The following is a 20,335-nucleotide window of genomic DNA, read 5'->3' on the forward strand; positions in this document are numbered from 1 at the left end:
CGCGGGCCGGACATGTATTTTAACCAACTGAACTACCAAATATGGCGCTCTAAAACGAAAAAAGCCCAGATTTCTCTGAGCTTTCTGCGGTCTGGCTGGGCCGGCATCCGGCGGGACTCGAACCCGCGACCCCATGCGTGACACCCTGCGCGGGCCGGACATGTATTTTAACCAACTGAACTACCAAATATGGCGCTCTAAAACGAAAAAAGCCCAGATTTCTCTGAGCTTTCTGCGGTCTGGACGGGACTCGAACCCGCGACCCCATGCGTGACAGGCATGTATTCTAACCAACTGAACTACCAAACCATTAAATAAAGAACTTCACTGAGATTAGCGGTGGACATCTCATGCATGACACCCTGGGCGGAGCCGGACATGTATTAACCCACTGAACTACCAATCAACATTTCAAAAATCGGCGGTCTGGACGGGACTCGAACCCGCGACCCCATGCGTGACAGGCATGTATTCTAACCAACTGAACTACCAAACCGATTCGTTCTACAATCGTTTTTGTAAAACGTGGTGCAAAACTATCACTAATATTTACGATTGCAATACCTTAGACAGCAATTTAGTTATTTTCTTTGTGAAAGAATAATTCTTACTCCAAGAATATTCTGAGAATGAAATAGTTGAATCAGGAGAAAAATTATGACTTTCATCAAAGAAATTTTAGCCCAGCTCGAAAAACTTGCACCGCTGTCTTACCAGGAAGATTATGACAATGCAGGATTGCTCGTGGGCTCGGTAGAGACCGCCGTCACCGGAATTCTTTTCACACTCGATATCACTGAGGACGTTGTTGAAGAGGCCATCCGCAGGCAATGTAACCTGATCGTGGCACACCATCCGATCATTTTTAAAGGCCTTAAAAAGCTCAACGGAAAGAATTATGTAGAGCGCACGGTTATCAAGGCAATCAAAAATGATGTCGCTCTCTATGCAACACATACCAACCTGGATCATGTCACAAGAGGTGTAAACTGGCAAATTGCTAAAAGGCTTGGACTTCAAAATATTAAAGTACTGGCTCCCAAAAAACAGATTTTAACAAAGCTGGCCTTTTTCTGCCCGGTCGAAAATACGCAGGAAGTGCTGAATGCATTGTTCGGAGCCGGAGCCGGGAAAATCGGGGATTACCGCCATTGCAGTTTCCGGAGCGAAGGCCTGGGCACATTTCTTCCTGGAAATATGGCAAATCCGGCCATTGGGCTGCGCGGCGAACTGGAAACCGTGAAGGAACATCGTGTCGAGGTAATGCTCCCCTCCCACTTACAAGCGAACGTACTGACCGCGCTCAAACGCGCACATCCATACGAGGAAGTCGCCTACTATCTATCTGCATTGGAAAATGAAAATCAGGAAGTAGGCGCCGGGGCAATAGGTGAGTTAACAGAAGCGATGGAAACCGACGAATTTCTCGCTCATCTAAAGCATAATATGCAAGCTTCGGTAATCAGACACACCGCGCCAACCGGTAACGCCATCCAACGCGTAGCGGTCTGCGGTGGCGCAGGAAGTTTCCTGCTGGGCAATGCGCTTTCGGCAGGTGCGGACGTATATGTCACGGCCGACTACAAGTATCATGAATTTTTTGATGCAGAAGATCGAATTATGATCTGTGACATAGGACATTATGAAAGCGAAGTGTTTACGAAAAATTTATTGCATGACTATATATCAGGAAAATTTAGTAATTTCGCACTCTGTTTGTCAGAAATCAGTACCAATCCGGTCCGCTATTTTTCCTGAAAGCTGGATTTGATAACCAGTACCGCTGATAATCTGTTCACATTAGGGCTGACTACCTCACATTTCAAGCATTGAAACAAGTCCATTAAAGACATACATGGAAAACACAATCGCACAAAAATTAGATGCTCTCCTGAAACTTCAGGAAATCGATTCAAGCCTTGACGAAATACTAAAAACCCGCGGGGACCTTCCCGAAGAAGTAAGGGACCTGGAAGACGAGATCATAGGATTCGAAACGCGTTTAGGAAAATTTAAATCTGAAATTGCCAATCTGAATACCGAGATCGACAATTTCAAAAATGCGCAAAAAGAAGGGGAAAAACTGATCAAAAAATACAAGGATCAGCAGATGAACGTCCGCAATAACCGCGAATACGACGCCATCACCAAAGAAATAGAACTGCAAGAACTTGACATGCAGCTGGCCGACAAGAAGATCAACGAAGCCAGAGCCCGTATCCGCCTCATCGAAGAAGATGCCAACCGTGCGGAATCTATCCTGAACGAAAGAAACGAAGACCTGAAAGTTAAGAAAAACGAACTTTCGGTAATCACAGGTGAAAGCGAATCCGAAGAAAAGGGTCTTATTGCGGAAAGAGAGAAGCACATCAAAAAAATTGAAGAACGTTTGCTGAAATCTTACCAAAAAATCCGCGACAATTCGCTGAACGGTCTTGCCGTTGTGCACGTACAGCGTGGAGCCTGCGGCGGATGTTTCAGCATTGTTCCTCCTCAGCGTCAGGCGGACATTCGCGAGCGCAAGAAACTGATCGTTTGCGAGCACTGCGGACGTATCCTTGCCGACGTGGAGAGCGTTCAGCCGGTTCACCAGCGTCGCTAAGCGTTTTTTATATTAAATTGAAAGGTTGTCTCACCCGGACAACCTTTTTTTATGCGCATGACCATCAGCAGGAGTTATTCTAAGTTTAAATACTGGGCAAATCTGCTGCTCATACACCTGTTCCTATCTACAATTTGCTCCATACCGGTAGCTGCTGAAGAGCAAAACGATGTCGTATTTTCCCCGAAGCTTCAAAAAGCCTATTTTGAAATTCAAAAACTACGACTGCCGGCAGCGCTCGAACTCATCAACGACGAACGTGCCACGAAGCCGGATAACCCGTTCATTGCTTATCTTGAAAGCTATGCCGAGCTGCATTATCTGTTGATCGCCGAGGATCGGAACCGATACAAAATTTTTGTACAAGCACAGGACAGGCGGCTGGATCATGTTGGTAACCTATCTGAAAAATCACCCTACAAACGGCTGTTTCAGGCCGACATACGGCTTCATTCTGCATTTGCGAAACTGAAATTCGGCAATGAGGTGAGTGGTTCCTGGGAGATTATCAAAGCCTATCGCCTCCTGGAAGACAATCGCAAGAAATTCCCTGCGTTCACCCCCACCCTCAAATCGCTGGGCCTGCTGCATGTACTAATCGGCTCCGTCCCGGAAAATTACACCTGGATTACCAAAATACTGGGTTTGAAAGGAAATATAGCGCAAGGCATACGCGAGCTCCGCGAAGTGGTGAAGGAAGAGCCGTTTTTCAGGCAGGAAGCCGAGCTGATCGATCTGCTTTTGCACGCATACACTCTGCAACTGAGCCCGGAACAACAAGCCCGAATCCGCCAATGGCCGAAAGAACAGCCGGATAATCTGCTACTGCATTTCTTTGCGACCACCGTATTGATGAAGGAAAACAAGAGTGAAGATGCCGCCTATTTTCTCGCAGAAGCGCCAGTTGGAAAAGAATACATGCCTTTTCCCTTCCTCGATTATCTACGCGGTGAGATTGCATTGCAGGAAGGGAACTATGATGCATCGGTCAACTTCTATTCACGTTTTTTGAAACAATATCGCGGTTTTAACTATATCAAGGACAGTTATTTCAAAATGTTCATGTGCCGTTGGCTGGCTGGCCGGGATCAGGAAGCGGTAAGCTTCGTTCAGAAAGTGACCCAGACAGGCAGTACCATTGTGGAGGCCGATCAGTTCGCAGAGAGAGTGGCAAAGGAATTCATCGCAGGGCACATTAGCTCGCGGCAGAAAATACTCTACAAAGCACGGTACGCGACTGACGGCGGCCTTGTCCAGAAGGCCATGGAACTAATGCAGACCGTTTCTGAAAAAAATTTTGTCACAACTTACGAAAAAGCCGAATTCAATTACCGTACGGCAAGGATTCTGCAAAAATCCGGTCGGATAAATGAATGTACGCCATTCTATGAGCGCTCGCTCGCGTTGGGACAAAGCGATCCCGGATCCGCCGGATTTGCCGCCTCATCCGCTCTCCAAATCGGTTATGTTTACCAAAAAAAAGCTGATAATCAGAAAGCTATCGTTTTTTTCAAAAAAGCGATGAGCTTTAAAAAGCACGAGTACAAGAACAGTATTGACAATAAGGCCCGGGCCGCGCTTACGGAACTTGCCCAATAAATCTTGTTACCAAAACCGCCTTGAAGCGTATCAATGATGCAAATGCTAATGCATCATCAAATATGCCCAGAAAGAAAAGCGACAATCCGAAAGTGATTATCAACTGGCACGACGACGACAAGCCGCGCGAAAAATTCATGAACAAAGGAAGAGCAGCCTGCTCTGATTCGGAACTGATGGCTATCCTGATCCGCTCAGGCACCACTGAAATGACCGCCGTAGACCTTGCGAAGATGCTGATGACCTCGGTAGGTAACAATATCAACGAACTGGCTAAACTGAATGTCAAAGACCTGACGAAAATTAAAGGAATAGGCGAGGCCAAGGCACTTACCATTTTGGCAGCTTTGGAGCTGGGCAGGCGGCGCAGCGACATTATCCCCGACAAAAAGCGGAAGATCAATGGATCGAAGCCGGTCTACGAAGCGATGCGGCCTTATCTGATGGACAAAACGCACGAAGAATTCTGGATTTTGCTTCTCAACCGTGGGAATTACGTAATGCGGGTAATTCAGGTGAGCGTAGGAGGCATTGCTGGTGTTCCAATGGATATCAAGATGATATTCAAACTCGCGCTCGACCATATGGCCAGTTCGCTGATTCTGGTGCACAACCACCCCTCGGGGCAGCTTGTACCAAGCCTGGCCGACAAGGTGATTACCGCACAAATCAAAGAGGCAGGCCGATTGCTCGACCTGCCTGTTCTGGACCATATGATCTTTACCGATGACGGTTATTACAGCTTTCTGGATTCCGGTGAGATGTGATCAGAATGCCGCGTCTTTCCGAATAATGCCTTTTAGATCTTCGTAAGGGATCGTAAAGTCGATTGCGCCGCGTACATAAGCTGCGATCTCATAAGGATTATAATAGAAAAGCACACCCTCCTGCGTAAACACGTAGTTAGCTGGAATAAAAAACTTGTGATCGACCAGGAAATAGCCCTCGTCTTCCAGGTCAACTTCCGGCGTCAACTTCCCCAGTTCACGGAATTTCTTTTCGACAAGGCTCAGCAAGGCGACAGAATCCTGCACGAAACTTTTCATTTCCACTTCCTCCCCTGTCTTCGCATCAAATGCGTGGAAAGATGTGAAGCTGTTGGGATGTGCACCGCCTGTAAACGAATAATGGTCTAATTGATAGAAGAGCATTTTCGAAGTAATCATGACGGTGTCACCGTGCAATTCCACTTCCCAGCAACCGGGCGCGTCAGGGAAATCCTCTTTGAAGTCGTTGTAATTTTTCTCAAAAACGTCAAACGCCGCCTTGACACTCCCACTCGCTCCCGGATTCGCGGCGATACTCGCCGAATCGCCATAAGAATTTAACCGCTTAATGGTCTTTTCGGTCAGAATCTGTCGGATTTTTGAAGCCACCGCGCTCGAATCTGTTGGCTGCCATAGGCTGACGAGCACCGTCACACCTTTATGGGCAGCCGTATCACAACTTCCATAATCCTCTTTTTTGATTTCTCCTTTCTGAAAACCCACTCTAGCGTCTGCACCTTCCTTTTTTGACGACTGGTTACAAGCCCAGAATAGCAAAGTCCCTAGCGAAAGGGCAGCCAATTGCCTTAATATCATAACATTGGTTAAAAATCCTGGAAAATATTAGAGGCTCATCAGTTCCTTGAAACGAATAGCCTGGCGGCGGGAGATTTCAATTTTATCACCTCCTTGCAACGTCACAAGCAAACCACCGCTAAACCACGGCTCGATCTTTTCGATCCAATGCAGATTGATGATGTGTTTGCGATTTGCACGGAAATAAGTATTGGGATCAAGCCTTTCTTCGAGGTTATTCAGAGATTTTAGTACCAGAGGCTTCTGGTCATCGAAATGCAGGCGGACATAATTGCCCATCGACTCGAACAAGCGGATTTTCCCGAGCTTTACAAACCAGCACTTCTCGCCGTCCTTCACAAATACCTGATCATTTTCACCCAGCACCTTCTCCGCGCGCTCATTGGTGTGCGAAGGGGCTTCGGGCTGAGCTTGGTTTTCCTCGATGCGATGTATCGTTTCTTTCAGGCGCTCAGTATCGATGGGTTTAAGCAGGTAATCCAACGCATTGAACTCGAACGCCTTGATCGCATATTCGTCGAACGCGGTTGTAAAAATCACTTCCGGAGTTTTACCCTCGATCGATGAAAGTAGCTCAAAACCGTTTTTACCAGGCATTTGAATATCCAGGAAAAGCAATTCGGGTTGCTGCTCCTCAATCAGTTTCAGGGCCTCTTCTGCATTCGCTGCCTCTCCCACTATTTCAATTTTAGTGTATGGTTCAAGCAATCTTTTCAATTCGTTGCGTGCAAGCCGCTCGTCATCAACAATTAAGGTCCTCATGGCGGATGGAGTCAGTTAGGAAAATAATTATAGTATATTGATTTGGTTATTAGTTCTCTTTTTCGGATCCCTCTCCCACCATCATCACCCCCTCGGACAACATCGGGATTTTAATTTCCGAACAAACCACATTTTCCTTTTCCTGAAAAATCCGGAATGTCGCAGCCTTGCCGTACAATATGGATAGCCGCTCCGCGGTATTCTTCAATCCAACACCTCCGGATTCGGTATTACCGAGGTTACCGGCATTTACTTCCGTATTACCCAGGTTACCGGAATTATGGATCGTGATCACCAGCAATTCATTTGCAATTTCCGATTTTACACCGATAAATCCACCTCCCATTTGTTTCGCTACGCCATGTTTAATACCGTTCTCCACGAGGGTCTGTAACATCATCGGCGGCACCTGCCAGTAAATAGCCTGCGGATTGGTGGTAATACTGTAACAGAGGCGTTCTTCGTACCGCACTTTTTCCAGTTCGAGGTAATCTTCGACGGTGCGCAGCTCTTCCTGTAAATCGACGGTTTTACGCCGATCGGCCAGAAGTGAGTTTCTTAATATATTCGATAACTGGGTAATGCTCAGTTGCGCACGTTTGGGATCTTCATAAACCAGCGCACGGATGCTGTTTAATGCGTTGAATGTGAAATGCGGATTGAGCTGCGAACGCAATACTTTCGCCTCAGCCTCCCGCATCGACATTTTGAGCATGATCTTCTCGTAACTGGCCAGCCTATTTTGTTCTACGTAATGGTAAATCGTATACGACAATATCCAGGCTAACAGGTTCTTACACCAGGTGGCATAATAACTCCAGAAAACCAGCGGCTGGTCAAAAATGTTGCTTTCCAGAATTTCCCTGTCCATCGGCAAATTGATCATTGTCATAATCAATCCCATCGACAACACCGATACGATTACTCGTAAAGCAAGCCTGGGTAGCGGCAGCGACGACCAGTTCCACCGCCTGATAACCAGACGATAAACGTGAGTAAGGCAAATGCCCAACAGAATATTAGCCAGCGCAGAATAGAATTCACTTAGCTTAAACCCGTATTCAAGTACATACGGAATGTATTCGAACATGATCAACAATGTCCAGCCCAGTATTTGCAGAACCCAATAGATGCGTTTTTTGGACATGAACTCAGAAACGCTGATGACGTATTGAAAAGCCACAAATGTATCAACGCACCCTCAGGGAAGGTACATTAATACACCAATGGAAACGAATCTACACAAACGGCTGCTATATCGTTTGCGGGATTTCGATGGAAAGAAGGTGTGTGATGTCGTTGGATACTTCCAGTTCGAACCGCTGGGTATCGTAGGAGTAATTGATCTTATAGAGACAAAGATTGCTGTGCTCGTAGTCGTCCATGCGTATCAGCGGCTGGTCAAAAAGCACTGTCAGCAAAACGCGCATCGCCCTGCCGTGCATGGCAATGAGGATATTCCTTTCATGCGGGCGCGAGAGAATGGTTTCAATCACTGCGACCTGACGTTCGCGTACCTGCACAGGGCTTTCGCCTCCTTCGGCAGCAAGGTCTACCTGGCCGTTTTTCCAGGCATTCACCAGTTCGCGATAATAGTTATTATCACCGGTATTGGGTTCACGGCCTTCGCGGTCGCCCCATGATATTTCATTGAGTCCTGAATAGCTTTCATGCGGTATACCGAGCCTGATGAACCCTCGAACCGTTTGATGTGTTCGCTTTAAATCAGAGGTATAAATTTTGTCAAACGGAACATGTTGGTAAGCATTAAAAAAAGCTGCGGCCTGAGCTTCTCCCCATTCATTCAGCAAGGAATCAACACCACTTCCCTGAACAACTCCCCTGCGATTAAAATCAGTTTCACCGTGGCGAATAAGGTAAATCGATTTTCTTTTCAAAATAATAGGATAATTTAAATATTAAATTTGCAAATACCTTGTTTCTACTCTGCAAAGCCAATACAAATTTATACATTTTTTAGATATGTTTGCTAAAAGCGTCACCGTTGATTCACTACAATCTTTTGGAACTGATACGATTGCCGGTCACATCGGAATTGAGTTTACGGAGATCGGAAAAGATTATATTTCAGCCAGAATGCCAGTCGATAAACGTACGCACCAGCCATTCGGGATTCTGCACGGTGGGGCGTCAGTAGTACTCGCCGAGACATTGGGAAGCATTGCTTCGTTTTTGTGTATTCCGGAAGGTGAGAACAAGCATGCGGTGGGACTGGAAATCAATGCGAACCACCTGCGGCCAGTGAAGTCGGGCTTTGTTTACGGCACCGTAAGGCCCATCCACGTCGGGCGCACCACCCATATCTGGGATATCCGCATCACCAATGAAGAAAACAAACTGGTTTGCATTAGCAGGCTGACCGTGGCTATTGTGAATGCAGACCGCTAACCTTATTTTGCAGAAAATTGACCTAACGGGCCATTGCCCATTCGTTATAAATGCTATCAGTACAGACAGACACCGGGATTTCGGTATTTGAAGGATTACAGATCGAGGAGCTTTGGCAAGCATCCAAAATAATGGGCTTCCCATCGGCCCTCTGGCGCCTGCCGCATACCAACGAAATCAAATTCCTCATTTCTATTCAGGACGGTATCCACAAATGCCTCCCTGAATTAGAAAAAATGAGTCCCGGCTTTGTAATGAGTACATTCTACTGGGAAAGCGACCAACAAGTACTGTTCCTGGAAGGCGACATTATCCTTACATTTTCAGAAGAGAACCGGATCACCGGCATCGATAACAAACTCGGCGAAGAACATACGGAGGTAAAAAAACTGGTACAGCTCGCCGCATCGACCCGCACGAACGAATCATTGGCAGCACCGCCTGGCGCGCTCCTAATCCCGATAGATGCCCAGCTCGACGCAAAAGCACGTTTCGAACGGACTGTCGAACTGGCCGTGGCGGCGATCCGGCAGAACCAGTTTAAAAAAGTAGTGTTGTCGCGCTCGAAAGATCTGGCTTATACTGAAGCATTCCAGCCTGCGCGAGCTTTTCAGAAATTGATCAAAGCTTATCCACATGCATTTATTTCGCTCGTCAACCTTCCGGAAGACAACGAGATTTGGCTTGGCGCAAGCCCTGAGGGGCTGGTAGAGCAAAAGTCGGATGGCACGTTCAAAACGATGTCCCTCGCCGGTACGCAGGGAGCGCGCGACAGTGACGGCGCGCTGATCCCTAAGTATGATATCCGCTGGGGCGAGAAGGAAATTGAGGAACAGGCACTCGTTAGCCGTTATATCATTGAATGCTTCAAAAAAATCCGCTTGCGGGAATACCTGGAAGCGGGTCCCCGAACTGTATTAGCGGGCAACTTATATCACCTCAGGACTGTATTTGAAGTTGATACTGTGGCACTCAACTTCCCCGAACTGGCGTCGGTAATGCTCAAACTGCTTCATCCTACTTCTGCGATATGCGGCGTTCCTAAAACACCCAGCCTGCAATTCATCAATGATGTGGAAGGTTATAACCGCTCCTATTACAGCGGCTTTCTCGGCCCGGTACAGGTGGGTGGCGATACCAATCTGTTTGTAAATCTTCGCACTGTGCGTTTCAAGGATGGCACCGCTACATTCTTCGCGGGAGCGGGAATTACGGAAGATTCTATGCCTGAGCAGGAATGGTTCGAGACCGAACTGAAATGCGATACTTTGCTCAAAGTAATCGGCAGTTCCTTCTAAAAAAATTAGCTGGCATTAAACTTTTATAGATATAAAAAGTCTAAACCGTTCGAGATTAATATCTAATTTTGGACAAACCCCTGAACCGGACGTATTTAGTCCCCAGGACCCCTAAACCATTAAGCCAGGTTAATTAAACCCTATGAATGTTATCGCCAGATCTGCCCGTGCAGAAGGACTGCTGAATTTAACCAAACCCCTGTCTTCACTTTTCATTGCCGGTTCGCTCTTTATTACGCTCTCGTGCGGAGAAAAAAAGGATACTTTTCAACAAAAAGGAGGCGGAGGTCCGACTATCGTTGACGTCATCATTGCGAAATCCGAAAAGGTCAGTGACAAAGTAGAAGTGAATGGCACCGTCGTGGCCAACGAATTTGCCGAATTACGACCCGAAGTAAGCGGATTACTTACTTTCCTCGACGTTCCCGAGGGCAAAACAGTGCAAAAAGGAACGGTCATTGCCCGCATCAATAATGCCGACCTTCTTGCCCAGCTCAGCAGGTCGAAAATCCAGCTCGACCTCGCCGAAACCACTGAAAAAAGGTTGAAACAGCTTATCGCGGTGAATGGTATCAACCAGGCTGACTACGATCTGGCAACCAACAATGTCAATACCCTGAAAGCAGACATGGTATATACGCAGGCGCTGATCGACAAAACCATTATCAGAGCGCCATTCACAGGCGTTGTGGGCTTGCGTAAAGTGAGCCAAGGTACCTATGTGACGCCACAGAGTGTGATCGCGAGCATGCAACAACTCTCCAACCTCAGGATCGATTTTACGGTTCCGGAAAGTTATCAGCAATATGTAGCCAAAGGGGGTACGGTAGAAGTGCTGCTCGACCAGGCTTCCGGCAAATACGAAACGGCACGCATTCTGGCAATAGAGCCGCAGGTTAATCTGACGACTCGTAATCTTACCGTCCGCGCCGTGCTGAATTCCGGCTCCACGAGTCCGGGATCTTTCGCGAAAGTATATTTCAATGCCAGCAACAATAAAAATAGCATTCTGATCCCTAGCAACAGCATCATTCCCGAAGCAAGCAGCAAAAAGGTTGTAATCGTTAAGAGCGGAAAGGCGGTTTTCACGCAGGTCGAAACCGGTGATCGCAGGGAAGATGTGGTGGAAGTAACCAAAGGCCTGAACGTTGGAGATACTGTGGTTGTCTCGGGCGTACTTTTTGCCCGCCCCGATGCTCCTGTGAAAGTGAGAAGTGTACGAAGCTTGAATACCGGTAAGTAAGTGACAGAGTCGCTACGACCATGTTACGATGACTATTCCTTTGAGACCTAGCCTATGAATATTTCCGAATTGTCCCTAAAACGGCCCGTTTTGGCGGTCGTGATGAACCTGCTCATCATCCTTTTTGGTGTAGTGGGGTATAATTTCCTCTCGCTGAGAGACTACCCGGCGATAGACCCGCCGATCGTGAACATCCGAACGAGCTACACCGGTGCGAATGCCGACATTATCGAAAGCCAGATCACCGAACCGCTCGAAAAGAGCATTAACGGAATCCCCGGTATCAAAAGTATCAGCTCATCCAGTCAGATCGGGGCAAGCAACATTACCGTGGAATTTAACCTGGAATCGGACCTTGAAGGCGCTGCCAATGACGTGCGCGATAAGGTGAGCCAGGCGCTGCGGAGCCTTCCGCAGGACATAGATGCGCCTCCGGTTGTAAGCAAGGCCGATGCAAATTCGGATTTCATCCTCATGCTCGCCGTTCAAAGCCCTTCCAAAGGTTTGTTGGAACTCAGTGAATATGCTGAAAACGTTTTACAGCAAAGCTTGCAGACCATCGACGGCGTAAGCGGAATCAACATCTTCGGACAGAAACGGTATGCAATGCGCATATGGCTGGACCCGGACAAGATGAGCTCTTATAACATCTCATTTAATGACATTTCCACTACTCTGGCTGCCGAAAACGTGGAACTACCAGCCGGTAAAATTTACGGCGACAACACCGAATTGACCATCCGCACGATGGGCAGGTTGAAAAGTGAAAAGGAGTTCAAAGACCTCGTGATCCGAAACGACAGTATCGGTATTGTGAGGCTGTCCAATGTAGCAAAAGTAGAACTTGGCCCTGAAAACGAAGAACAGAGTTGGAAATACAATGGCATGTATGCAGTGGGTTTAGGGGTTATTCCCCAGCCGGGCGCTAACTATGTGGAGATATCCGATGAATTCAACAAACGCCTCGCGGAAATCCAGAAATCCAACAAGTCGGACATTACCTTTAATGTGCTGATAGACAACACCCGACTGGTGAGGCAGTCGATCAAAGAGGTAGAGGAAACGCTCCTTATCGCCTTCTCACTGGTGGTAATCGTGATCCTGTTCTTCTTCCGTAACCTGCTGGTAGCCGTCCGCCCGTTGATCGACATTCCGATCTCGTTGGTCGCTACTTTCTTCGTCATGTACTTGTGTGGCTTTTCGATCAATATCCTGACACTACTTGGGATTGTCCTGGCAACCGGCCTTGTGGTCGATGACGGTATTGTGGTCACGGAGAACATCTTCCGCAAGCTCGAGAGCGGCTTGCCGATCCGGCAGGCGGCATTGGAGGGCAGTCGGGAAATCTTCTTCGCAGTTATTTCTACCTCATTGACGCTTGCAGTAGTATTCTTGCCGGTGATCTTCCTGCAAGGATTTGTGGGAAGTCTCTTCCGTGAGTTCGGGATCGTCGTCGCATCTGCTGTACTCATCTCCGCATTCGTTTCGCTTACCATTACCCCGGTTTTGAACGTCGTTTTGAACCGCAAGAACGCTGGCCACGGCTGGTTTTACAATAAAACGGAGCCGTTCTTTACCGGCATGGAAGACGGCTATAATCGCATGCTGCGCGGGTTTATGAAAGCGCGCTGGGTTGCATGGGTACTTGTGGTTGCTTGCGGTGTGCTCATTTGGTTCACCTACGGGCATTTACAAAGCGAACTTGCACCGATGGAGGACCGGAACAGTATCCGTTTTAACCTTTCGGCCCCGGAAGGAACGAGTTTTGGGCAAATGCAGCAGGTTTCCGATGAGCTCAGTGACTTTCTCAATGATTCTATTCCGGAAAAAGCATTTACATTCTCTGCTACTCCAGGCTTTGGGGGTGGTGGCGTGAACAGCGGCACCGGTCGCATAGGCCTCGTACCCTCCGATCAGCGCAAGAAAAGCCAAAACGAGATAGCGCAGGAAATCAATAAAAAACTTGCCCGTTTCAATGACGCACGGATATTCGCTACGCAGGAGCAGACGATTTCAGTCGGTACCGGTTCGCGGGGTTCGCTGCCTGTGCAGTTTGTCCTCCAAAATCTCGATTTTGATAAATTAAGTGAAGTACTTCCCAAATTTCTGGATGAAGCCAGGCAAGACCCCACTTTCCAGAATGTGGATGTTAACCTGAAATTCAACAAACCAGAAGTCCGCCTGACGATCGACAGACTGAAAGCGCGTGATCTGGGCTTGTCGACCACAGATGTTGCCGCCACCATTCAGGCTGCATTCTCCGGTCGCCGCCTTGCTTACTTCATCATGAACGGCCAGCAGTACCAGGTAATCGGACAAGTTGAACATTCGGAACGCAACAAGCCTGCCGACATCGAGAAATTGTATGTCCGGAACAACCGCGGTGAAAACATTCCGCTGACGGCCGTTGTTCAAATGGAAGAAGAAAGTGGACCACCTACCATCTACCACTATAACCGCTACAAAAGCGCCACCATTTCGGCGTCGCTCGTTGAGGGAAAAACTATTGGAGATGGCGTTGCAGCTATGCGAAGAATCGGCAGCAAGTTGCTCGACGAGTCATTCCAGACTTCACTGACAGGGCCTTCACGTGACTTTGAGGAAAGTTCTTCCAACACGAGTTTTGCATTCGGTTTGGCGCTCCTGCTCGTATATCTCGTACTCGCAGGCCAGTTTGAAAGCTTCACTGATCCATTCATTATCATGATCACCGTGCCGCTTGCATTAGCGGGTGCATTGCTAAGCCTCTACTTGTTTGGTTTAACAATCAATATTTTTTCACAAATCGGTATGATCATGCTTATCGGGCTTGTGACAAAGAATGGTATCCTGATCGTGGAATTTGCAAATCAGAAACGGGAACAGGGGATGGGAAGAATGGCAGCCGTCGTCGAGTCGGCCACGCAACGCCTGCGTCCGATCCTGATGACCAGCCTTGCAACCGCTTTTGGCGCATTACCTATTGCTATGAGCCTCGGCGCGGCTGCTACCAGCCGTGTGCCGCTGGGCGTCGTCATTGTTGGAGGTCTGATGTTCTCGCTGATCCTGACGCTGTTTGTGATTCCTGCTATTTACACATTCATTTCACCCAAAAAACACAAAGTGACGGAAGAGCAGAAGATGGCGGAGGAGCTTGTTGCTTAGAATATCAAGATATCAATCCTTTTAAAGGAGATTATTTATACAAAATCAACTATTGTTTTTTTCATGGGCTCGCTCACCTTTTTTAAGAAATACAAAAACGCATTTTTTCTTCTATTGCTTTGCTCCGGCCCTGCCTGGGCCGACCGGCCGGGGGCCGGCAAACCTGAGGCGCGCCAGCCGGCCGACACGCTGGCGCTAACGCTCGATGACGCAATCGCGACGGCCTTGAAAAACAGTTACGAAATAGAGATAGCCAAGAATAATGTAGAGGCGACTACGATCCTCAACAATTATGGCGTGGCAGGCGGTTTACCGACGGTCGCCATTAATGCTACCAACACCGAGCAGATCACGCAGGTGAACCAAAAATTGAACGACGGCACGGAGATCAACCGCAATGCTGCTGCGGGTAACAATACCCAGGCCAACCTTGCCGTGGGTATGCTGCTATATAATGGCAAACGTGTGGTAGCAACTAAAAAACGTCTAGCGGAATTGCAGTACCAAAGTTCCGAAGTCCTCAATTCACAAATCCAGAACACCATTGCACTGGTAATGACGAGCTACTATGACGTGGTACGACAGTTGAGTTACCTGAATACCATCCGCACCTCCATTATAGCATCTGAAAAACGCCTCGAAATTCTGAGAGTGCGCAAGGAAGCAGGTATGGCCAACAATGCCGATATTTTCCAGGCGGAAATCGATTTGAATACGCTTAACCAAACTTTGGTTAACCAGCAAATGGTGGCGCAGGTGGCGAAAACGGAATTGCTGCGGACACTTACCGTCGATCCCAAATTGCCAGTGACGGTCAAGGATACTATTGCGGTGGAAAATAATCTGCAGTTAGCATCTGTGCTGGACCGCCTGGCTGCTAATGCAGATATCAAGGCCGCGGATCACCAGGTTCGTATCAATGAGCTGATTGTTAAAGAAACAGCTGCTTTGCGTTATCCGACGGTTCGTTTCAATGCCGCCTACAACTATACCCGCAACCAGACCGCGGCTGGTTTTACCCTACTCAACCGGGTGGCCGGTCCGCAGGCTGGGCTTTCTCTAGCCATTCCGATTTATAGTGGATCGGCATTCAAACGGCAGAAGCAGGCAGCGGAAATCGATGTCAAAACTGCTGATCTGCAAAAAAACACGCTGCTCCGCGACTATAATGCGGCCGCTGTCAAAATGTACCAGACTTATCAGAGCTCGATCGAGCAGCTCGAAAATCAAAAAAAGAACTACGCCCTCAGTCGGCAATTGCTCGATCTGACCCTGCAACGTTTTGAACTGATCCAGGCCACGATCATCGATGTGCGTGAGGCGCAACGTAGTTTTGAAGACGCCGGTTATCGCCTCATTAACCTGAATTATGCTGCCAAAGCGGCTGAAATTGAATTGAAAAGACTCAGCAATACGCTTCAATAAAGCCATTCGAACGGTCGCGGAATAAAAAAAATTTTGCGGCCGTGCATTGATTTCCTGACAAGTCCTGTCCAGATAAGTAAAGCCCGATTGGCTTTTGGTGACAAAAAAGGAAATCAATGAAGATACTGGCTATCCATAATATCCTCTGGTCGCACTACAAGGCCAAAATTTTCACAGAACTCCACCAGCGACTTCAAAAAGAAGGCACCAATTTTTTTGTGCTGCAACTCGCTTTCAGTGAATTGAGCCGGCTTGGTCTCAAGACTGATCTAAGCATTCATACCTACCCTTACGAAGTCCTGTTTCCAGAAAAGGCTATCGAGCAAATCGGCCACGCCGAAAAAACGCAAAAACTCCTTGCCGCCCTACGCCATCATCGCCCCGACATAGTTTATCTCAATGGTTATTACGATCCTTCCTACTGGTTTGTAATGGGTTACTGTGCAATCAAAAAAATCAAGATCGTGCTTGATTTCGAGAGCAGCGAAATCAGCCGGAGGAGGGTCTGGTGGAAAGAGGGGTTAAAGAAAATGTTCCTCCACCGGTTCGATGGGCTCGTATGTCTCGGTCAGAAAGCGGCCGAATATGCCCAAAAGCTGGGCGTGCCGAGGGAACGGATTATGACCGTCAAAAATGTAGGTGTAGACAACGATGCGCTGCTCGAGATTTTCTCAAAAGAACTTCCTCAGCGTGGACAACGGAAGGCAAAAATGCATCTTCCCCGCTATAATTTTCTATACGCGGGCCGGTTTGTAGAACGTAAAAACCTCGACAGGTTTATCAGGGCATTTCATGAAGCGAAAAGCATTTCGGCAAATGGAAATGAATGGGGGCTCATCCTGAGCGGCGAAGGGAACCAGAAACCCCGGCTCCAGGAATTGATCCGATCGCTGGACTCAAATTCGGTATACTGGATGGAGCCTTGCGAATGGTACGAGGTACCGATCCGGTATACCCTGGCCGATGTAGCGGTATTGCCGAGCACATTCGAGCCATTCGGATTTCTTACCAACGAGGCAATGGTGTATTCGATGCCCGTGCTGGTTTCGGAACGGTGCGGAAGCGCTCACGATCTGGTGATCGACGGTCTGAACGGGTTTCGATTCGACCCATTCAATCAGTCGGACTTTACGAGCAAGCTGTTATGGTTTATGGAACATCCGGAGAAGTTCCGCCAAATGGGCAGCAACGGAAAAGCCATTATCGATCAATGGTCGCCGGACATTATCACAGAAGAACTTATTCAATCATTTCACAAAGTATCCGTACATGGTTAACAATCAAAGCAAGACAGTTCTTGTAACTGGCGGGGCGGGTTATATTGGATCCGAGTTGGTCAGGATCCTGTTGCAGGATGATTTTCGGGTCATCGTGTTCGATAACCTTTCATTCGGTGGAGAATCGCTCCTGAGCTTTTGGGGCAATCCCGCATTCCGGTTTATCAAAGGCGACCTCCGGAATGACGACGATATCAAGGCCGCATTAACAGGCGTCGATTATGTGTGCCACCTGGCCGCCATCGTCGGCGAGCCGCCTTGCAAGAAATATCCCGAGCTGGCCTTACAAGTTAACTGGCATGCTTCCGTGCGCCTGTATAAGTTCTGTGAAGAAGCCGGGGTCCAACGGTTCGTATTTGCTTCGACTTGCAGTAATTATGGTAAAATGGCAGTTGCCGACTCGCTGCTCGACGAAACTGCCGAGCTGAACCCGATCTCATTGTATTCGGAAACTAAGGTCAATTTTGAGAAATATCTGCTTAGCCAGGAAAACAGCACTATCACACGCACTATACTTCGCTTTTCGACGGTCTACGGCATTTCGCCACGACCACGTTTTGACCTGACCGTTAACGAATTTACACGTGACGCTGCTTTGGGAAAACCATTGCTAATCTATGGTGAAAACTTCTGGCGCCCCTACTGTCACGTGAGCGACCTGGCACGTTCCGTAAAGATCGCAATGACAGCCGACGCCAATAAGGTAAATGGGGAGGCCTTCAACGTGGGCGATACCAGCGAAAATTACACCAAGAAAATGCTTGCCTCAGAGATCGGGGAGATCATTCCTTCCCTGGAAGTCAATTACCACCCCGTAGTAACAGATCCGAGGGATTACAAGGTAAATTCAGATAAAATCAAAAAAATCCTGGGATTTAATATCACCAAGACCGTCCCCGACGGGATCCGGGAAATAGCATCGCTTTTCCGCCAACAAGTCATCACCGAACCGATGAACGCACGTTATGGAAATGTCTGACCTACCTCCTATTCCGCTTTGCGAACCCAACCTCAATGGCCGCGAAAAGCAGTACATGGCTGAGGCGGTCGATTCCAATTGGCTTTCAGGCGGTAGCTTTTTACGTCGTTTCGAGCAGCAGCTCGCGGATTACACCGGCGCAGCGCATGTGATAGGCGTTAGCAATGGTACGAGCGCATTGCAGGTAGCACTCACACTTGCAGGTGTGGAAAAAGGCGATCTGGTACTGGTTCCCGACCTTACGTTTGTAGCGACCGCCAATGCTGTTAAATACCTCGGCGCGGATCCCATCATGATCGATATCGACGCAAATACCTGGCTTATGGATCTCGATTTGTTGCAGGATTTTCTCGAAAGCAAAACTTATCAAACTAGTAACGGGTGTTTTCACAGGGAAAGCAACCGGCGGATCACGGCGGTAGTGCCAGTACATTTGTTAGGAAATGTGTGTGATATGGATCGACTATCATCAATAGGCGCAGAATTTTCATTGAATGTCGTCGAAGATGCTGCCTGTTCACTGGGCTCATTTCGGGACGGACGGCATTCGGGTACGGCAGGATTGCTGGGAACAATGAGCTTTAACAGTAATAAGATCATCACCACGGCCGGCGGCGGTGCGATACTAACTCAAAACGAGTCTTTGGCTAAACGTGCCCGGCACCTGATCACCCAGGCAAAAAGTCATGCTACCGAATACATTCATGACGGTCTCGGATACAATTTCCGGCTGGTAAACCCGCTCGCAGCAATAGGCTGTGCGCAAATGGAACAGTTACAGTCGTTTGTACAGGTAAAAAAAGAAATCGCTGTCTTTTACAATCAACAGTTCGCGGAATGCAACGTAACATTCCAGCAGCTAACGCCCTGTACCGAATCCAATTACTGGCATTCAGCCATGCTTGTGACCGGCAGTCGCGCCCTGATTTCCGCGCTCGCAACGGAAAATATTGAAACCAGGCCATTGTGGACACCCATTCACGAACTTCCGATGTTTAGGGAAGATTTGTATATGAGCCGTGAAAACATATCCACAAGGGTATCGCAACGAGGGATAATGCTCCCCTGCTCTACATCTATAACCCAAACCCAGCTGCAAAGGGTCTGTGAAGCTGTCAGAAGACTCCTGAACTAACAAAATCTAAGCACTAGTATGTATTGGAATATTGAAGCAGGCCCCTGGCCCGTGAATGTCGTCATTATGGCAGGAGGAAAAGGCACGCGTCTTAAACCGCTGACCGACAACACCCATAAGTCGCTGATACCAGTCGCCGGAAAGCCTATTGTCCGGCATATGATCGATCATTTGGCCGCATCCGGTTTTCGCGAAATCCATATTTCAGTTGGCCATCTGGCGGAGCAGGTAATGGATTACCTGGGCGACGGTAAAGAGCTTGGGATTTCTATCCGGTATATCAAAGAGCGCATCGTGATGGGCAGTATGGGCGCGCTGACGCTCAAACAACGCTGGCAACATGAGCATTTCCTGGTAATTAATGGTGATGTGTATTCCAATTTTGACATACGCAATCTCTGCTTTGAATACTTTACAAAAAACGCAGCTATGGCTATTCTGACTGTCCCCAATAGCATGAAAGTGCCTTACGGCGTGGTGGAAATCGGCCCCGACGGTCATATCACCCTCTTTGAAGAGAAACCGGAATATGAACTAATGGTGAATGCAGGGGTATATATTTTCAATCAGAAAGTGCATAACCTGATGCCTAAAAGTATTGCCTTTGAGGGCTGGCACCTGATCCAGGCTGCACTGCACGCGGGTTTGCAAGTTGCCGGTGTGCCTCACACGAAAGGCTACTGGATCGACATCGGCAGCATGGAAACGCTCCGAAAGGCGCAGGAAATGAGTCAGATAGATATTCCACAACAATAGCAACTGCTGGCACGCAATTTATTCATGAAGATTAAAAAGTCATTAAACCATTACCCGGCTTTTCAATCTAACCGGCTCACCTTCAACCTAACATACTGCCGGGTGTCGAACCGGGCTTATGGC

General features: G+C 48.0%; 17 protein-coding genes and 2 tRNA genes. 13 read left to right on the plus strand and 6 right to left on the minus strand.

Going from position 1 to position 20,335, the window contains the following annotated elements:
* Positions 1 to 235 precede the first annotated feature (235 nt).
* Positions 236 to 309, minus strand: a tRNA-Asp gene (locus LZD49_RS21430).
* Between the two features lie 113 nt (positions 310 to 422).
* Positions 423 to 496, minus strand: a tRNA-Asp gene (locus LZD49_RS21435).
* A 161-nt stretch (positions 497 to 657) separates the two neighbouring features.
* Here LZD49_RS21435 and LZD49_RS21440 point away from each other — a divergent pair.
* The 4 genes from LZD49_RS21440 to radC all read left to right on the plus strand — a co-directional run bounded on the left by LZD49_RS21440 (position 658) and on the right by radC (position 4,968).
* Complete coding sequence (locus tag LZD49_RS21440) at positions 658 to 1,758, plus strand: Nif3-like dinuclear metal center hexameric protein (RefSeq protein ID WP_234669723.1); 1,101 nt, start codon at positions 658 to 660, stop codon at positions 1,756 to 1,758.
* Positions 1,759 to 1,855: 97 nt separating this feature from the next.
* Positions 1,856 to 2,602: a zinc ribbon domain-containing protein gene (locus LZD49_RS21445; RefSeq protein ID WP_234669724.1), complete on the plus strand. Its 747-nt coding sequence runs from the start codon at positions 1,856 to 1,858 to the stop codon at positions 2,600 to 2,602.
* 51 nt (positions 2,603 to 2,653) lie between these two features.
* On the plus strand, positions 2,654 to 4,201 hold the full coding sequence (locus LZD49_RS21450; RefSeq protein WP_234669725.1) for a tol-pal system YbgF family protein: 1,548 nt from the start codon (positions 2,654 to 2,656) through the stop codon (positions 4,199 to 4,201).
* 62 nt (positions 4,202 to 4,263) lie between these two features.
* Positions 4,264 to 4,968: a RadC family protein gene (gene radC / locus LZD49_RS21455; RefSeq protein WP_234669726.1), complete on the plus strand. Its 705-nt coding sequence runs from the start codon at positions 4,264 to 4,266 to the stop codon at positions 4,966 to 4,968.
* Here the strand turns inward: radC and LZD49_RS21460 are convergent, their stop codons facing one another.
* The 4 genes from LZD49_RS21460 to LZD49_RS21475 form a co-directional block, all read right to left on the minus strand.
* Positions 4,969 to 5,784, minus strand: coding sequence for a DUF3298 and DUF4163 domain-containing protein (locus LZD49_RS21460; RefSeq protein WP_234669727.1), 816 nt, complete (start codon positions 5,782 to 5,784; stop codon positions 4,969 to 4,971).
* Positions 5,785 to 5,811: 27 nt separating this feature from the next.
* The gene (locus LZD49_RS21465) at positions 5,812 to 6,546 is read right to left on the minus strand and encodes a LytTR family DNA-binding domain-containing protein (protein WP_234669728.1); all 735 of its coding nucleotides are present in this window, start codon (positions 6,544 to 6,546) and stop codon (positions 5,812 to 5,814) included.
* Positions 6,547 to 6,595: 49 nt separating this feature from the next.
* Complete coding sequence (locus LZD49_RS21470) at positions 6,596 to 7,693, minus strand: sensor histidine kinase (RefSeq protein ID WP_234669729.1); 1,098 nt, start codon at positions 7,691 to 7,693, stop codon at positions 6,596 to 6,598.
* Between the two features lie 106 nt (positions 7,694 to 7,799).
* Positions 7,800 to 8,444, minus strand: coding sequence for a histidine phosphatase family protein (locus LZD49_RS21475; protein WP_234669730.1), 645 nt, complete (start codon positions 8,442 to 8,444; stop codon positions 7,800 to 7,802).
* An 85-nt stretch (positions 8,445 to 8,529) separates the two neighbouring features.
* Here LZD49_RS21475 and LZD49_RS21480 point away from each other — a divergent pair, with 85 nt between their 5' ends.
* From LZD49_RS21480 to LZD49_RS21520, 9 genes are all read left to right on the plus strand, one after another.
* Positions 8,530 to 8,955: a hotdog fold thioesterase gene (locus LZD49_RS21480; protein ID WP_234669731.1), complete on the plus strand. Its 426-nt coding sequence runs from the start codon at positions 8,530 to 8,532 to the stop codon at positions 8,953 to 8,955.
* A gap of 50 nt (positions 8,956 to 9,005) precedes the next feature.
* Complete coding sequence (locus tag LZD49_RS21485) at positions 9,006 to 10,253, plus strand: chorismate-binding protein (protein WP_234669732.1); 1,248 nt, start codon at positions 9,006 to 9,008, stop codon at positions 10,251 to 10,253.
* A 142-nt stretch (positions 10,254 to 10,395) separates the two neighbouring features.
* Positions 10,396 to 11,496: an efflux RND transporter periplasmic adaptor subunit gene (locus LZD49_RS21490; RefSeq protein ID WP_234669733.1), complete on the plus strand. Its 1,101-nt coding sequence runs from the start codon at positions 10,396 to 10,398 to the stop codon at positions 11,494 to 11,496.
* 54 nt (positions 11,497 to 11,550) lie between these two features.
* Entirely contained in the window at positions 11,551 to 14,640 is a 3,090-nt protein-coding gene (locus tag LZD49_RS21495; RefSeq protein ID WP_234669734.1) for an efflux RND transporter permease subunit, read from the plus strand.
* Positions 14,641 to 14,703: 63 nt separating this feature from the next.
* The gene (locus LZD49_RS21500; RefSeq protein WP_234669735.1) at positions 14,704 to 16,065 is read left to right on the plus strand and encodes a TolC family protein; all 1,362 of its coding nucleotides are present in this window, start codon (positions 14,704 to 14,706) and stop codon (positions 16,063 to 16,065) included.
* A gap of 116 nt (positions 16,066 to 16,181) precedes the next feature.
* On the plus strand, positions 16,182 to 17,342 hold the full coding sequence (locus tag LZD49_RS21505; RefSeq protein ID WP_234669736.1) for a glycosyltransferase family 4 protein: 1,161 nt from the start codon (positions 16,182 to 16,184) through the stop codon (positions 17,340 to 17,342).
* On the plus strand, positions 17,335 to 18,321 hold the full coding sequence (locus LZD49_RS21510; protein ID WP_234669737.1) for an NAD(P)-dependent oxidoreductase: 987 nt from the start codon (positions 17,335 to 17,337) through the stop codon (positions 18,319 to 18,321). The genes LZD49_RS21505 and LZD49_RS21510 overlap by 8 nt, the downstream gene beginning before the upstream one ends.
* Positions 18,308 to 19,456, plus strand: a complete 1,149-nt coding sequence (locus tag LZD49_RS21515) for a LegC family aminotransferase (RefSeq protein ID WP_234669738.1) — start codon at positions 18,308 to 18,310, stop codon at positions 19,454 to 19,456. The genes LZD49_RS21510 and LZD49_RS21515 overlap by 14 nt, the downstream gene beginning before the upstream one ends.
* A gap of 18 nt (positions 19,457 to 19,474) precedes the next feature.
* Positions 19,475 to 20,212, plus strand: coding sequence for a sugar phosphate nucleotidyltransferase (locus LZD49_RS21520; protein WP_234669739.1), 738 nt, complete (start codon positions 19,475 to 19,477; stop codon positions 20,210 to 20,212).
* The last annotated feature ends 123 nt before the right edge of the window (positions 20,213 to 20,335 follow it).

Origin of the sequence: Dyadobacter sp. CY261 (assembly GCF_021440085.1) — a bacterium.
Classification (GTDB): Bacteria; Bacteroidota; Bacteroidia; order Cytophagales; family Spirosomataceae; genus Dyadobacter.

Excerpts from the sequence above, each read along its gene's own strand:
- LZD49_RS21440 (WP_234669723.1), top strand. The coding sequence starts at position 658 with ATGACTTTCATCAAAGAAATTTTAGCCCAGCTCGAAAAACTTGCACCG.
- LZD49_RS21445 (WP_234669724.1), top strand. The coding sequence starts at position 1,856 with ATGGAAAACACAATCGCACAAAAATTAGATGCTCTCCTGAAACTTCAG.
- LZD49_RS21450 (WP_234669725.1), top strand. The coding sequence starts at position 2,654 with ATGCGCATGACCATCAGCAGGAGTTATTCTAAGTTTAAATACTGGGCA.
- radC (WP_234669726.1), top strand. The coding sequence starts at position 4,264 with ATGCCCAGAAAGAAAAGCGACAATCCGAAAGTGATTATCAACTGGCAC.
- LZD49_RS21460 (WP_234669727.1), bottom strand. The coding sequence starts at position 5,784 with ATGATATTAAGGCAATTGGCTGCCCTTTCGCTAGGGACTTTGCTATTC.
- LZD49_RS21465 (WP_234669728.1), bottom strand. The coding sequence starts at position 6,546 with ATGAGGACCTTAATTGTTGATGACGAGCGGCTTGCACGCAACGAATTG.
- LZD49_RS21470 (WP_234669729.1), bottom strand. The coding sequence starts at position 7,693 with ATGTCCAAAAAACGCATCTATTGGGTTCTGCAAATACTGGGCTGGACA.
- LZD49_RS21480 (WP_234669731.1), top strand. The coding sequence starts at position 8,530 with ATGTTTGCTAAAAGCGTCACCGTTGATTCACTACAATCTTTTGGAACT.
- LZD49_RS21485 (WP_234669732.1), top strand. The coding sequence starts at position 9,006 with ATGCTATCAGTACAGACAGACACCGGGATTTCGGTATTTGAAGGATTA.
- LZD49_RS21490 (WP_234669733.1), top strand. The coding sequence starts at position 10,396 with ATGAATGTTATCGCCAGATCTGCCCGTGCAGAAGGACTGCTGAATTTA.
- LZD49_RS21495 (WP_234669734.1), top strand. The coding sequence starts at position 11,551 with ATGAATATTTCCGAATTGTCCCTAAAACGGCCCGTTTTGGCGGTCGTG.
- LZD49_RS21500 (WP_234669735.1), top strand. The coding sequence starts at position 14,704 with ATGGGCTCGCTCACCTTTTTTAAGAAATACAAAAACGCATTTTTTCTT.
- LZD49_RS21505 (WP_234669736.1), top strand. The coding sequence starts at position 16,182 with ATGAAGATACTGGCTATCCATAATATCCTCTGGTCGCACTACAAGGCC.
- LZD49_RS21510 (WP_234669737.1), top strand. The coding sequence starts at position 17,335 with ATGGTTAACAATCAAAGCAAGACAGTTCTTGTAACTGGCGGGGCGGGT.
- LZD49_RS21515 (WP_234669738.1), top strand. The coding sequence starts at position 18,308 with ATGGAAATGTCTGACCTACCTCCTATTCCGCTTTGCGAACCCAACCTC.
- LZD49_RS21520 (WP_234669739.1), top strand. The coding sequence starts at position 19,475 with ATGTATTGGAATATTGAAGCAGGCCCCTGGCCCGTGAATGTCGTCATT.